This is a genomic window from Flavobacterium sp. RSSA_27, from assembly GCF_051547125.1.
Taxonomy (GTDB): Bacteria; Bacteroidota; Bacteroidia; order Flavobacteriales; family Flavobacteriaceae; genus Flavobacterium.
The window spans coordinates 80403-94775 of sequence record NZ_JBPTTN010000002.1 but is presented as its reverse complement, the minus strand read 5'-3'; the positions used below and the strand labels follow the sequence as shown (position 1 = coordinate 94775).

Here is a 14373-nt window from a genome sequence, read left to right as displayed (position 1 = left end):
AAAAAAGGACAACTGTACAATTTTTGCAATCAATACTATTGGGCTGTTTTAGCAATATATTTTAAAATGAAATCAACTTCTATAGTTTTTGATGAACATGAAGTACTTCATAGTCTAAAGCATTATTTGCCAGCGCAAAACCCCCTAAAGGATTTTGTACATCACAATACATTGCATGCGTTTCAAGGAAAGACTTTTTTTGAAGCACTAGAGGAATCCTCTAAAATCTTTGGCTACAAAACCTATTTGCCACTAGCAAGTTTTAGAGAACGATTTGATAAAAAAGAGATCAACAATGAAGTTCTTGAACAGGTTATACGTTCAAAAAAAGGAGAAGATCAGCTCTCTACTTGGAAGCACAATCTTCTTCACAAAAGCTATGACGAGTCAATATATCCTAGAATTGGAAGCCTACGTTCTACATGGAAGAAAGAATACGCCATCAATCTAGAAAAATCAACTTATAGCATTTTATTCAAGGTTCTTTGTGGCTACTTAGACCAAGGGATTGCAATTACTACGTTTCCTGTTCTAGGAACTAGCTTTTTAGAATCTATCAAAGAACTTGATAAAAATAGTTCGATTGGCATTCTTAGAACCAAACGCGCCAAAAGCATGCTTCAAAGAGGCGCTTCTATCGAGGAGTTGCTGCATATCATTGTTGGAGATCCAAAATATTACGAACATTATTTGTTTGACCAACAATTTGGCCATCCGGGTTGGAGCGGAATAGTTGCAACGATTGAAAATAATCCTGCTTCATTATTAGACAAACGTTCTATTTCTTTAAAAGAGTTAATTCAGTTTGAATTACTACTTGAATTGGATAGTTTGGATCAAAAATTCAATTCTATTTGGGCACCTTTGAGTTTCAAAATCAATCAGGAACCAGCTCCTATTTTTGATACCATAAAAAAGACAGAACTTTTCGAAACCTTATCGCTTTGGCAAGAGGCATTCGAATGGACGTTTTACGATCAAGTTTTATCAGGAATCAAAACAGTTGAACCAGAAATTGCTCCTCAACAAGCTTCATTTCAGGGCTTATTTTGTATGGATGACCGTGAATGTTCCTTCAGAAGACATATCGAACATTTAGACAATTCAGCAATAACCTTTGGAACTCCTGCATTTTTTAATTTTGAGTTCTTTTATCAGCCTGTAAATGGGCAGTTTTTTACCAAGCTTTGTCCTGCGCCAATGCAGCCAAAATACTTGATAAAAGAGGAAAAAAGAAAGAAAAAACAAGCTAGAGATTTACACTATCATAAACATTCACATTCCTTAGTTTTTGGCTGGATTATCAGTCAAACTCTTGGGTTTTCGGCTGCTTTAAAATTGTTTTTAAATATTTGGAAACCAACTCTAACTCCAGCAACTAGTGCTTCTTTCAAACACTTGAATAAAAAATCAAAATTAATCATAGCTCATGAAAATAATTTTGAAAATGTAGACGGACTTCAAGTAGGTTTTACAGTTGAAGAGATGGCCAACCGTGTAGAAGGCTTATTAAAAAGCATTGGATTGGTGTCCAATTTTGCACCAATAGTTTATATCGTGGGCCATGGAGCCACTAGTGTAAACAATACACACTATGCCGGTTATGATTGTGGAGCTTGTTGCGGAAGACCTAGTTCTGTCAACGCAAAAGTGGCTTCTTTTGCCGCTAATCACCCTGAAGTTCGTGAAATCCTGAAAAAACGTGGTATCCTTATTCCTGATACAACACAATTTTTACCTGCGTTGCACGACACCACAAGAGATGAGATTGCTTTTTATGATGAAGAAACGCTAACCGCTAGCAATAAAGAATTACATCAACAAAACGAAATTACTTTTGCAAAAGCCTTATCTAGAAATGCAAAAGAACGTTCTCGCCGATTTGACACTATAGATTCTACACAAAGCCTTGAAAAAGTGCATGAAAAAATCAAAAGACGTTCCGTTTCTCTTTTCGAACCTAGACCTGAATTAAATCATGCTACCAATGCTATGTGTATTGTAGGTCGCAGAAGTTTGTCTAAGCACTTGTTTCTAGACAGACGTTCGTTTATGAATTCTTATGACTATCAAGTGGATCCTACGGGGGATTATCTTGCTGGAATTCTTGGAGCTGTTGCCCCAGTTGGTGGAGGAATAAATCTAGAATATTACTTTTCAAAAGTAGACAACCAAAAGCTAGGTGCTGGTAGTAAACTTCCTCATAATGTTATGGGACTAATTGGCGTTGCCAATGGTATTGATGGAGATTTACGTTCGGGTTTACCAAGTCAAATGATTGAGGTACACGATCCTATTCGTTTATTAATCATTGTGGAGCATTTTCCAGAAATAGCCAAATACGCTATTACTAAAAATCCTGCAACTTATGAATGGTTCAAAAACCAATGGGTAAAATTGATTGTGGTACATCCAGAAAATCAGGAACTATTTCACTTCACCAACGAGTCATTTGAGTTGTATTCACCTTTACAAAAAGAGAACCTTAGTATTCATGACGAGTTAGAATTGGCAGAAGTTTCACAAGAAAACCTACCGATTTATATTCTAAAATAACACTATCTATGAACGAGATACTCCAATATTTTATATTACTTCCATTTTTTGGATTTGTTATTAGCTTGTTGATTCCAGAAAAAAAAGAATCCACTATTTCGTGGTTGTCTTTTGGAATTGTTTTTACACAATTAGCAGGTATTACAATTTTTACTATCGTATGGCTTTTAAATGGAAGCCAAACTTTAAATTTAGATGAGTTAACCATTGTAAAAACGGACAATTATACCTTTTTTATTGATTTTTACTTTGATAAAATTTCGGCTGTTTATTTGCTAATTGGCGCTTTATTAACGGCTATGATTTCTACTTACAGCAGGTATTATTTGCATAGAGAAAAAGGATATAAGCGTTTCTTTAATACCGTGCTTTTTTTCTTTTTTGGTTACAATTTAGCCATTCTATCAGGTAATTTTGAAACGCTATTCATTGGTTGGGAAATCATTGGAATTTCTTCTTTTTTACTTATTGCTTTTTATAGAGAGCGTTATTTACCCGTAAAAAATGCTTTCAAAGTGTATTCGCTTTATCGCATTGGGGATGTTGGATTGATTTTAGCCATGTGGGCCAGTCATCATTTATTTCATGAAAACATAACGTTTGTTGAGCTAAACAATTATGCATTAGTCAACCATCATTTAGAGAGTCATACTTTTATTGGTTTCTTTATCGCATTCTGTTTGGCCTGTGCTGCAGCGGTAAAATCGGCTCAAATCCCATTCTCAAGTTGGTTACCAAGAGCAATGGAAGGCCCAACACCATCTAGTGCTATTTTTTATGGTTCGCTATCTGTGCATTTAGGTATTTTTTTAATGCTGAGAACGTACCCCTTCTGGGAACACCAATTCATTGTAAGAGTTGCAATCGGAATTATGGGTTTGACCACTAGTGTAATTGCATCCATGATAGGAAAAGTACAATCGAATGTAAAAAGTCAAATCGCTTACAGCTCTATTTCTCAAATTGGATTGATTTTCATCGAAATTGCTTTAGGATTAGACAATCTAGCCTTACTTCATTTTACTGGAAATGCCTTATTGCGCACTTATCAATTACTAGTGTCACCATCAGTAGTAAGTTACTTAATTCGCGACCAATTTTACAATTTTATTCCATTAGAAGAAAAGAAAAACCATTGGCTTTCTAAACGTTTTCGCAATTCATTGTATGTCTTAAGTTTAAAAGAATTCAATGTAGAGAACATTCAAAGTGCCTTTTTATGGAGACCACTTAGAGCCTTGGGTAAATCGTTGGATTTTCTGAATTTAAAAAGAGTATATCTTATCTTCTTACCGCTATACTCAATAGGGACTTTAATTTATGTTTTTAAGGAGAGTGTACCAACTGAAATCATTGATAGCATCCCTAATTTATTTGCGTTTTTTGGTTTTGTCTTTGTATTAAAATCATTTTCTGAGCGTAAAACACCTTTCTTGGCTTGGACTTTAATTGTTTTGAGTCATTTTTGGATAGCAATGGCTATACTTTTCAACGAAAAAATAACGACAAATGAACTGATTATGTACCTATCAGGGATAACTATTTCAGGAATCATAGGGTATATTTCGTTATTACAACTCAAGAAACTAGAAAAACGCATTTTGATTAATCAATATTTGGGTCATGTTTATGATCACCCATTATTTGCGCTATTCTTTTTGATTGCAGCACTAGGTGTTACTGGATTTCCAATCACTACAACTTTTATAGGTGAGGATCTTTTATTTAGTCATATTGAAAGCAATCAATACCTATTAGCATTTCTTATTTCTTCTTGCTTTGTAGTTTCTGGAATTGCTGGAATACGCATTTATGCTAGATTATTCTTAGGACCTCACGTAAAAACCAATCACGAATTACCATACAAATCATCTTAACCAACTTAATTATCAAAAAAATGTCAATAAAAAACAAACTAAATATACCTGCAGATGGAATTGCAGGATTAAAAGAGAATTTTAAAACAGATGCAATTTCTGGTTTCATTGTATTTTTATTAGCGCTACCACTAAGTTTAGGTATTGCCAAAGCGTCTGAATTCCCTCCTATCATGGGACTTTTAACTGCCATAATTGGAGGGTTAGTAGTAAGTTTGATGATGGGTTCAAAATTGACCATCAAAGGACCAGCCGCTGGACTAATTGTAATTGTTGCTGGTGCTGTGGCTGAATTTGGTCAAGGAGACCCAGTATTAGGCTGGAAACTTGCCTTGGGCGCTATGGCAGTTGCTGGAGTAATTCAAATCCTTTTTGGAGTTTTGAAATTGGGTAAACTAGCCGATTTCTTCCCTCTTTCCGCTATCCACGGAATGCTTGCCGCCATTGGTATCATCATTATAGCCAAACAATTCCCAGTCTTACTTAATGACGACCCAAGTTTAGCCAAAGGAAAAGGACCTTTAGAACTGATTGCTAACATTCCAAATTTCATCATGAATCTAGATCCAAAAGCTACATTCATAGGTGTTGTTAGTTTAGCCATAATGTTAGGATGGCCTTACATCAAAAACAAAACAATCAAAATGATTCCGGCTCCATTGGTAGTCTTGCTTTTCGCAATTCCGTGTGAGTTGTTCATGCATTTCAAAGAAACAGAACCAGCATATTCTTTAGTAAAAATTGGTAATTTCGTTGATAACATCAATATTAACATCAGTTTTGATGGTATTTCTCAAACAGGTTTATTCATAAAATATGTAATCATGTTTGCATTAGTTGGCACTATTGAATCTTTACTTACTGTAAAAGCTATCGATTTAATGGACCCTTACAAAAGAAAATCAAACATGAATCAAGATTTGATTGCTGTAGGTATAGGGAATACAATTGCTGCAGTTTTTGGCGGTTTACCAATGATTTCTGAAGTAGCTCGTTCTTCTTCAAATGTAAATAATGGAGCTAAAACTCGTTGGGCTAACTTTTTTCATGGTTTCTTTATCTTATTATTTGTGCTTTTGGCAGCTCCAATTCTAGAAATGATTCCAAATGCAGCTTTGGCAGCCATGCTAATTACAGTAGGAATTAAATTAACTCACCCAAGAGAATTTATCCATACTTTAAACATTGGTAAAGAACAATTGGCCATTTTCTTAATTACTATTTTCTTTACTCTTCATGAAGATTTATTGGTAGGAATTGCAGCAGGGATTTTATTAAAAATCTTCTTCCACTTAATTCATGGTGCTCCAATTAGCTCTTTATTCAAAGCCACTGCTTCGGTTTCCTCAAACGGTGATGATTATTTAGTCGAGGTAGAAAAGTCGGCAATTTTTAGTAACTTTTTGGGAATCAAAAGCAGATTAGAAGCCCTACCATCTGCTATGAATGTGACCATCGATTTTACAAAAACAAAACTAGTAGATCACTCGGTTATGGAAAACCTTCATCATTTTGAAAATGAATATGTAGCAAAAGGCGGAAAAGTAACCATAATTGGTTTAGATGATCACATCACTTTCTCCGATCACAAATTGTCTTCTAGAATAAAAGGACAAAAATAATTTCACCCAATCGTTTGATTTAGTTAGGGTTGCAATTGTACTTCCCGCAAGAAAACACTTGTGGGAGTACTATTCGCATTCCTATATTCAAAAATATCTTCACTTTATAAAAATGAAAAATAAAATAATATTCCCAATACTATTACTATTCCTTTTTCTGAATTTTTCCGGAGCTTTCGCTCAAGTAAAATCCCAAAACAACAATATTTGGTTTAGTTATTTTGGAAAAAATATGATCAACAAAAAGACATCTATTTCTCTTGAAACTGCTATGCGCTATGCGAATGGCTTTAGCGAAAAACAGCACTGGCTTATTCGCCCATCTATAGATTATCAATTTACCAAAAGATTTTTAGGAAGTATTGGCTATACTCACAATAACACCTATTCTTATGGTAGCCCAGCAATGAATAAAACAAACATTCCCGAAAATCATTTTTGGATACAAGGCACTTACACCATTGTTTCTGGAGATTTTAAATTTGTCAATCGTTTAAGAGATGAATTTAGATATGTTGGCGTTGCCGTTGGACAAAAAGATCCCGTATCTGGTCAAACAGAATATTCTATAGACCATTATGATTACAGAAACCGCCTTCGTTATCTTTTCTTAGCCAACTATAATTTGACCAAAAAAGACGACAAGGTAAAACTCTTTACTTTTGTTGGTGATGAAGTTTTTATGAATATTGGTAGTAAAGCTGGAGCTACCTTTTTAAATCAAAATAGAATTATTGGTGGTTTTGGATACAATATCAATACGCATCATCAAATTCAGCTCTCTTATATTCATCAACATATTTGGAATTTTAAGAATACGATTCAAGAAGATAATCCGACCTTGAGAGTATCTTACATTACCAATTTTAACTTATAATGGTTGTTATTTAAATTCGTTCTTTTTTTCGTCAACTAAAAAGTTGATACCTTTGAACCAATAACTTTAAACAATAACCATGAAAACTTTAAAATTCTTAGCTGTTTTGTGCTTCTTTTTGGTGGTTTCCAATTTGTCTGCACAAACTACTTTTGAAAAATGGCCTGCTATCAAAACCTTTCACGGGGTAATGTCACAAACTTTTCATCCAGCAGAAGAAGGTGATTTGAATCCAATTAAAACGCGTTCTGCAGAAATGGTTCAAAAAGCAGAGGCGTTGTCAAAAGAAGCTATCCCAGCCGAATTCAAAACACCAGCAATCTTGGCTTCTATCAAAAAATTGCAAGAAGGTGCTAAAGGCTTGGACAAACTGGTAAAAGCAAAAGGTTCAGACGAAGCTACCCTAAAATCATTGACTGCATTACATGATGTATTCCATGAAATCGTAGGTTTGTGTTCTGAAGAGAAGCATTAATCACTCAAAATCTTACTTTTAAAAGCTGTCTGTTATGGACAGCTTTTTTTGTTAATACAGCTTTTGAAAATAAAATCTTTTCAACAAAATAAGATTGCAAAAGTGTTTTCTAAAATTAAATTTTACCTTTGACGTTTCAACAAAAACAAAAATTATGGTTTATAAATTTAGAGTTATTCTAGATGCCGAAGAAGACATTTTTAGAGACATAGCAATACTTTCTGACGATACTTTAGAAGATTTACACAACGCTATTTTTAATGCATTTGGCTTTGATGGTATGGAGGTAGCTTCCTTTTATACCTGTGACGAAACTTGGAATCAAGAAGACGAAATTCCATTGTTTGACACCGGAGATGTTCCTGGCGAACAACGTACCATGAGCGATTACGCTTTATCGGATATCCTTGATGAAGCCAATACCAAAATCATCTATGTGTACGATTTCATCAACATGTGGACGTTCTTGGTTGAATTAGCCGCTATAGAAGAACCAGTTGCAGGTGGTACCTATCCAGAAACCTTATTCTCTCACGGTAGTATGCCAGCAGAAGCCGGTGAAAAAAACTTTGAAGCCGATATGCATGACGACATCTACGGCGAATTCGAAGACGATCTTGACGAAGACGACCTAGACATGTTTAGTGGTGACGATAGCTTCGAAGACTACGGGTTTGAGGAGAATTGGAATTAATTATTTTTTAGAAACTAAGTTTCTAAGTCACTAAGAATCTTAGAATCCCAGCAACTTAGAAACTTTAAAAAAATGAGTGATTTTAGAAAAATTTTAGTGTGGCAAAAAGCCATGGCATTAACTACAAAAATTTATAACAACTCTCAAAAATTTCCAAAAGAAGAAATTTTCGGTTTAACTTCTCAATTAAGACGATCTGCCATTTCAATTCCAAGTAATATTGCAGTAGGAATTGGTAGAGATAGTAAAAACGAACTCTTGAGGTTTCTTACTATTGCTATGGGATCTTTATTTGAATTGCAAACTCAACTGGAAATTGCAAAAAATATAAACTTTTTAAAAGAGGAAGAATTTAATAATATGTATGAGGATAGTAGAGAGATTGAAAGAATGTTGGTTGCATTCATAAAAAAAATAAAAGAAAGCAACTAAAATCTTAGCATCTTAGAAACTTAGTACCTCATCAACTCCAAAAAAAATGATCAACTTATTCAACACCCACATCGAAACGCTTTCCATACATCGTGTTGGAAACAAGAGTCGTAATGAAGCGATTTTCTTATCAGAACAACCTTTTAACCTCAACGATGAAATTGTTCCGTTGATTAAAGAATTCTTCTTAAAACCTTTCAGAGAAAAAGAAGAAAATTACTTTCAATTTGCGCACGAAGTAGATTTGGATTACAACGATATGTTCAAATTTGCCACTCAAATTTTTGATAATCCTGGCAGTTTACACGAAGTTTCTAAACAAATCACACAGCACTTGTTCGAGCAATCCAATCATCCTCATATCAAGAATGGCGAGGTCTATGTGGCTCACTTGACCAACGTGTCGATAGACAATAACATAGTAGACGCTATTGGTGTTTTTAAAAGCGAAATACAATCCGACTTTTTACAATTTGAGGAAAAAGAAACGCACTTGGAGATGATTCTGCAACATGGCGTGAGCTTGAACAAACTCGACAAAGGTTGTTTGATTTTCAACCACAAAAAAGAAGAAGGTTACAAAATATTGACTGTTGATAGCAATCGTTATGATGCGCGCTACTGGTTGGAGCATTTCTTATCTGTAGATGCTTTTGAGGACGAAAACTTCATCACCAAAAAGTATTTGAAATTTTGTCAAAACTTTGCCAAAGACGTTGTTTTTCCTGCCGAAGACAAAAAAGAAGAAGTGATGTTCATGAACCGCTCAGTGAATTATTTTGCTAAAAATGACCAATTTGAAGAATCGAATTTCTTGAACGAGGTTATTGATAATCCCGATTTAATTCCTGAATTCAAAAACTATAAAGTTGACAAAGGAGAGAAATACAGCATCGAAGATGTGACCTCCTTCCCTATTGCCAATGCTGCCGTTTCGGATGCTAGAAAATCCATCAAAAACGTGATTAATCTGGATACGCATATCCAAATCAAAATGGATTTTATCAATCCAGAAAGTGCCGAAAAATTTGTAGAAAAAGGCTGGGACGAAGAAAAACAAATGTATTACTACCTAGTATATTTCAACAAAGAAGAGAAAAACTAATTTTTTTTCAGCCTTCAAAAATACGATCCTCAATTGCCCAGAGCAGTTGAGGATTTTTTTTATAATTCTAAAAAGAAACTTACAAGTGCACCCAAAAAAACTCCCTAAGCTATTTGTTTGGCTCTCAAAACTGTTCAGAAACACTCTTAAACTTTGAAACATTTCTCAAAGTACATTATAAGTCTAAAATAAATTCCTGTTAAAATAATGGTAATTTTTATAATAAGTTAAAAATAATAGAGAACGTAAAAAAAAAGGAAGATTATGTTTACTCGAACACCCCTATTAAAGTTGACTTGAAGTACCAATTTTTATAACTCCTTGGTCACTGCCCCTTTAATAAAAATCATCGGTTACACAATTTGTTAAAACAGTACAAAAAAAAGCTCTAAACTGCAGATTAACTGTTTTTTAACCAATTACAAATTGTGACTATTTCTGAATTATCATACCTTTACAATGTGAAAATCACAAAATACTACATCAATTTTAACAGTGTTTTTGTCATTTGATAATTTAGTGCAATTTATGAATGCTGTACTTTTGCCTATTGTAGTATTGAATAATTATTATTTTTTAAACATTATATTATGAAAACCCTTTTAACATTTTTTTGCTTTAGCTTGTCTATGGCTTTTTTTGCTCAATCGCACGTTTTAGTAAAACATAACGGTGAAAAATTGAATGTAAATTACATCAAAACTGACAACAATTTGATGTATTTCAACACTGGAAAAGATCAAGTTGAGCAAACGATAAGCACTTTTGCAGTAGCAGAATTAATTAACACTGCAACCAATGCGACAACCAAAGTTTCAGATAAAATTACAGTAAACGGCGAACAAGACTATCACAAAGTAATTGTTATTGCTCCTAATGCAACTACTGGTTTGACTTCAACTGCGAATGACTCTAAATTCGTTAACCGAGTAAAAGGACAGACTCCATTGGCTGTTCAACAACAAAATATCACTGCTTTGAAAAGAAAAGCTGCCAAAGAAGGCATTCCTTTTGTTTCATTAGCACAAAACAACAGAACAGAATCAAGTGCTACGATGTACACTTACTAAATACCACACTATTTTTAAACAAAGAAGCCGTTTCATGATTATGAAACGGCTTCTTCTTTTTTTGAAGATTTTGAATTAGCTTTTAGCAGTAGCTGCAACTACAGTTCCTTTGATAGTTAAAACTTTAGGAGTAGCTTCAGCGTTAGAAGTTACTGTAACAGTTTTAGTAAAAGCTCCCATTGCTGCTGCATTATAAGTAGCAGTAACTGTTCCTGATTTTCCTGGAGCGATTGGCTCTTTGGTATAATTAGTAGCTGTACATCCACAAGAGCCTTGAACATTAGTCAAAATTACAGGAGTTTTCCCAGTGTTTTTAAATTCAAAAACAATTGGTTTTGGAGTACCTTGAGGAATTGAACCTACATCTATAGTTTCTGCTTTCCAAACCAAAGCACTTGCATAAGTAGCCGCTTTAGTGACCATAGTTTTTACAACAGTACTACCTGAGAAAGACATCAATCCAAAAGCCACTGCCAACAAAGAAATTTTTAACATTTTCATAATTTATATATTTAAAAGTTAGTGTTCTTTTTTTTAACAAATCAAATATAGTTACTTTATTCTTCTTGGCTGTTAAACATTTTCAAATGATTGTTAACGACTTGTTAATGCAGAAAAATGAACTTATTTTTACTTAATATTACATTCCTAAAGCAATTATTCTTGAAAATCAACCGGCTTAATAGTATTATTATCATTGGACTTATAGCCATTATTGGCATCCTAGTCGCACAACTCTTGTGGACCAAAGAGGCGTTTCGAATTGAGGAAAAAAAATTCAGTCAAAAAGCACATATTGCACTCTATGAAGTGGCTAAAAACTTATACAATGGCAATAATCAAGAAATTCCTGTGCAGAATCCAGTGCAAAAAATCTCAAATGATTATTACATCGTTAATGTTGAGAATGATTTTGATGCCTCTATATTGGAGTTTTATCTCAAATCCGCATTCAAAAAATTGGGGGTTACCACAGATTTTGAATACGCTATTTACAATTGTCAGAGCGACGAGATGGTTTATGGCAATTATGTTTCCCTTGATGAAAAACAGGGCACAAAACATTCCATACAATTCCCAAAACACAAAAACTTGGTCTACTATTTTGCCATTCGTTTTCCCAACGAAACGAGCTTTTTATTCAGTTCTCTTAAGTTTTGGTTCGTGCTTTCATTAGTTTTGGTACTAATTCTTTTGATTTATGTGTATTCGATTTATACGCTTTTGCAACAAAAAAAATATTCCGATTTGCAACGTGATTTCATCAACAATATGACTCACGAATTCAAAACACCATTGTCGTCGATACTAATTGCTTCAAATTATTTGAGCAAACAAAAACCAATTACTGATGATGGAAAGTTGGAAAAATATACTCAAATCATTGTAGAGCAAGGCAATAAACTGAACCAACAGGTAGAGAAAATTTTAACGGTGGCCAAATCGGATGCTACGCCATTACAACTCCAAAAAACTACATTTGAGTTCCTTCCAATTATCAAAGAAATAATAGAAAACTGTCAACTCAAACATCCAAAGGTAGTGTTTCATTTAGACAATCAAAGTAGCAAAACGCAGCTATATGGTGATGTTTTTCATTTTTCAAACATCATCTATAACTTAGTAGACAATGCGATAAAATATTGTGAAAAAACACCCGAAATCATCCTTCGTTTTACCAATACCAAGCAGCATTTACAAATCGACTGCATCGATAACGGAATTGGGATTGAGACTAAAAAAATACCTTTTATTTTTGATAAATTTTACCGAATCCCATCCAAAAAAAGCAATGAAATCAATGGGTTTGGTTTAGGTTTATATTATGTAAAAAAGATTTGTGACTTGCATCATTGGAAAATAGTTGTCACCAACAATACTAGCAAAGGGATCAATGTAACCTTACTATTACCGATTTAAATGAGTAATTATAAAATTTTATATGTCGAAGACGATGCAACCTTGGCCTTTTTGACTAAAGACAATTTAGAACAAAATCAATATGAGGTACATCATTGCGAGGATGGTGTTTCAGCATTAGCATGTTTTCAGCAAATGCCTTTTGATATTTGTATTTTAGACATCATGGTACCTAAAAAAGATGGTTTTGAATTGGCCGAGGCAATTCGAAAACTAAACCTTGATATTCCCATCATTTTTCTCTCTGCCAAAACACTCAAAGAAGACCGTATCAAAGGATTACGTTTAGGTGCCGATGATTATTTAGTAAAACCATTTAGTATAGAAGAATTACTACTCAAAATTGAAATTTTCTTAAAGCGATCCCATAAAAAAGAAATGAGGGAAAATAGCCATTACCAAATTGGAAAATATACTTTTGACACTAAAAATTATTTACTTTGGAATAACCATGAAAAAATAAAATTAACCCAAAGAGAATCCGACCTTTTGAAGCTTTTTATGGATAACAAAAATATAGTTTTAAAAAGAGAAGAGATTCTAAAGGCTCTTTGGGGTACCGATGACTATTTCATGGGCCGAAGTTTAGATGTCTTCATCTCTAGACTACGAAAGATTTTTACGCACGAACCCGGAATTACAATTGAAAACCTTCACGGAATTGGTTTTCGTTTTTCTATACAAAACCAGTAGTTATTTTTTTACAACTATTTGATTGTATTTATTTTATACAAAAAACAAGTAAAAATACCTGTTCTAAAATCAAAAAAAGGACTTATCTTTGACCTCTAAATTAGATTGATTTAAGTTTGAAGTTCACTACCTTTCATTAATTCAAATTGAATTTGAAAGTCGTATTTTTTCTACATCTTTTCATTAAAATTAAATTTAAACTACTATTACTTCATTTAATAGAACAGTAATTGCAACCGACTTTACACCTTCATAAAGGTGAATATCCCAAAATTAAGTAGGTTATTAAAATTTCTCATTTACTATATACTGAGAATTGTTTCATTCATTTTTGTTCCAAAATCCAATTGCATATAAATATGCAGTTTAATTGTTCTGTTTATCATCACAAAAGTGAGAAATAAACTTACTTTCTAGATCTGTTTCCAATCATTACTCTTAAAAAAAACAGTAATGACGATCTACAAAGTAGTTTTGGAAACCAAGTTACCAGTACTATCAATTAAAATTAAACAAAATGAAAACAATATTTTTGGCACTATTTATCACAGCAATGCTACACCCATGCTATAGCCAACAAACAAACGATGGGGAAACAAAAACTAAAGGTCCAACACCTTCTGAGCTACCAGCAGTAGTTATCAAAAATGCGGGCAAAGATTTTTCTATTTATCTGCCTGATAAAAATGCAGATCAAAGAATAGTCGCAATGGAAAATAAATTCATTGGATACAATTTGGGCAAGGATTATGAGGGATATGATACGTATCTAGTGATGCTCGAATCAGAAGCAGGGACCTTAACAGCTACTTATAATAAAAACGGAAAATTAATACATGTGGTAGAAAAGTATTCCGATGTGCGGCTACCCAACGAGGTTATTTATTCCGTTTACAAATCTTTCCCAGGTTGGTCAATTGAAAAAGATAAATTTTCTTATCATCAATCAGACGGAGCGGTTCTGAAAAAAGAATATGCTCTTAAAATAAAAAAAGATAAAGAAACTAAAAATATAGTAGTTAGCCCAAGTGGTGAAATGCTCAAATTTTAAA

13 protein-coding genes are annotated in these 14373 nt (G+C 33.5%); 12 read left to right on the top strand and 1 reads right to left on the bottom strand.

All coding sequences use genetic code 11. The annotated features are described in order from the left end of the window. Positions 1-66: 66 nt before the first annotated feature. The 9 genes from ACSVH5_RS03285 (at position 67) to ACSVH5_RS03245 (ending at position 10708) form a co-directional block, all read left to right on the top strand. On the top strand, positions 67-2556 hold the full coding sequence (locus ACSVH5_RS03285; protein ID WP_438060036.1) for a YbcC family protein: 2490 nt from the start codon (positions 67-69) through the stop codon (positions 2554-2556). Between the two features lie 8 nt (positions 2557-2564). Beyond that, the gene (locus tag ACSVH5_RS03280) at positions 2565-4433 is read left to right on the top strand and encodes a proton-conducting transporter transmembrane domain-containing protein (protein ID WP_438060035.1); all 1869 of its coding nucleotides are present in this window, start codon (positions 2565-2567) and stop codon (positions 4431-4433) included. A gap of 20 nt (positions 4434-4453) precedes the next feature. Then, entirely contained in the window at positions 4454-6055 is a 1602-nt protein-coding gene (locus ACSVH5_RS03275; protein ID WP_438060034.1) for a SulP family inorganic anion transporter, read from the top strand. A gap of 112 nt (positions 6056-6167) precedes the next feature. Next, positions 6168-6932 carry a DUF2490 domain-containing protein gene (locus tag ACSVH5_RS03270; protein ID WP_438060033.1) on the top strand — a complete coding sequence of 255 codons (765 nt, stop codon included), beginning with the start codon at positions 6168-6170 and terminating at the stop codon, positions 6930-6932. A gap of 79 nt (positions 6933-7011) precedes the next feature. Beyond that, entirely contained in the window at positions 7012-7407 is a 396-nt protein-coding gene (locus ACSVH5_RS03265; protein ID WP_438060032.1) for a hypothetical protein, read from the top strand. A gap of 154 nt (positions 7408-7561) precedes the next feature. After that, positions 7562-8101, top strand: a complete 540-nt coding sequence (locus ACSVH5_RS03260; protein ID WP_438060031.1) for an IS1096 element passenger TnpR family protein — start codon at positions 7562-7564, stop codon at positions 8099-8101. Positions 8102-8173: 72 nt separating this feature from the next. After that, complete coding sequence (locus tag ACSVH5_RS03255; RefSeq protein ID WP_438060030.1) at positions 8174-8533, top strand: four helix bundle protein; 360 nt, start codon at positions 8174-8176, stop codon at positions 8531-8533. 46 nt (positions 8534-8579) lie between these two features. Beyond that, entirely contained in the window at positions 8580-9638 is a 1059-nt protein-coding gene (locus ACSVH5_RS03250) for a nucleoid-associated protein (RefSeq protein WP_024981128.1), read from the top strand. 590 nt (positions 9639-10228) lie between these two features. Then, on the top strand, positions 10229-10708 hold the full coding sequence (locus ACSVH5_RS03245; protein WP_438060029.1) for a hypothetical protein: 480 nt from the start codon (positions 10229-10231) through the stop codon (positions 10706-10708). A gap of 75 nt (positions 10709-10783) precedes the next feature. Here the strand turns inward: ACSVH5_RS03245 and ACSVH5_RS03240 are convergent, their stop codons facing one another. Continuing rightward, on the bottom strand, positions 10784-11209 hold the full coding sequence (locus ACSVH5_RS03240) for a DUF1573 domain-containing protein (protein ID WP_438060028.1): 426 nt from the start codon (positions 11207-11209) through the stop codon (positions 10784-10786). A 162-nt stretch (positions 11210-11371) separates the two neighbouring features. Here ACSVH5_RS03240 and ACSVH5_RS03235 point away from each other — a divergent pair, with 162 nt between their 5' ends. From ACSVH5_RS03235 to ACSVH5_RS03225, 3 genes are all read left to right on the top strand, one after another. Continuing rightward, the gene (locus tag ACSVH5_RS03235; RefSeq protein ID WP_438060027.1) at positions 11372-12628 is read left to right on the top strand and encodes a sensor histidine kinase; all 1257 of its coding nucleotides are present in this window, start codon (positions 11372-11374) and stop codon (positions 12626-12628) included. Next, entirely contained in the window at positions 12629-13321 is a 693-nt protein-coding gene (locus ACSVH5_RS03230; RefSeq protein ID WP_438060026.1) for a response regulator transcription factor, read from the top strand. Between the two features lie 517 nt (positions 13322-13838). Then, positions 13839-14372 carry a hypothetical protein gene (locus ACSVH5_RS03225; protein WP_438060025.1) on the top strand — a complete coding sequence of 178 codons (534 nt, stop codon included), beginning with the start codon at positions 13839-13841 and terminating at the stop codon, positions 14370-14372. The last annotated feature ends 1 nt before the right edge of the window (position 14373 follow it).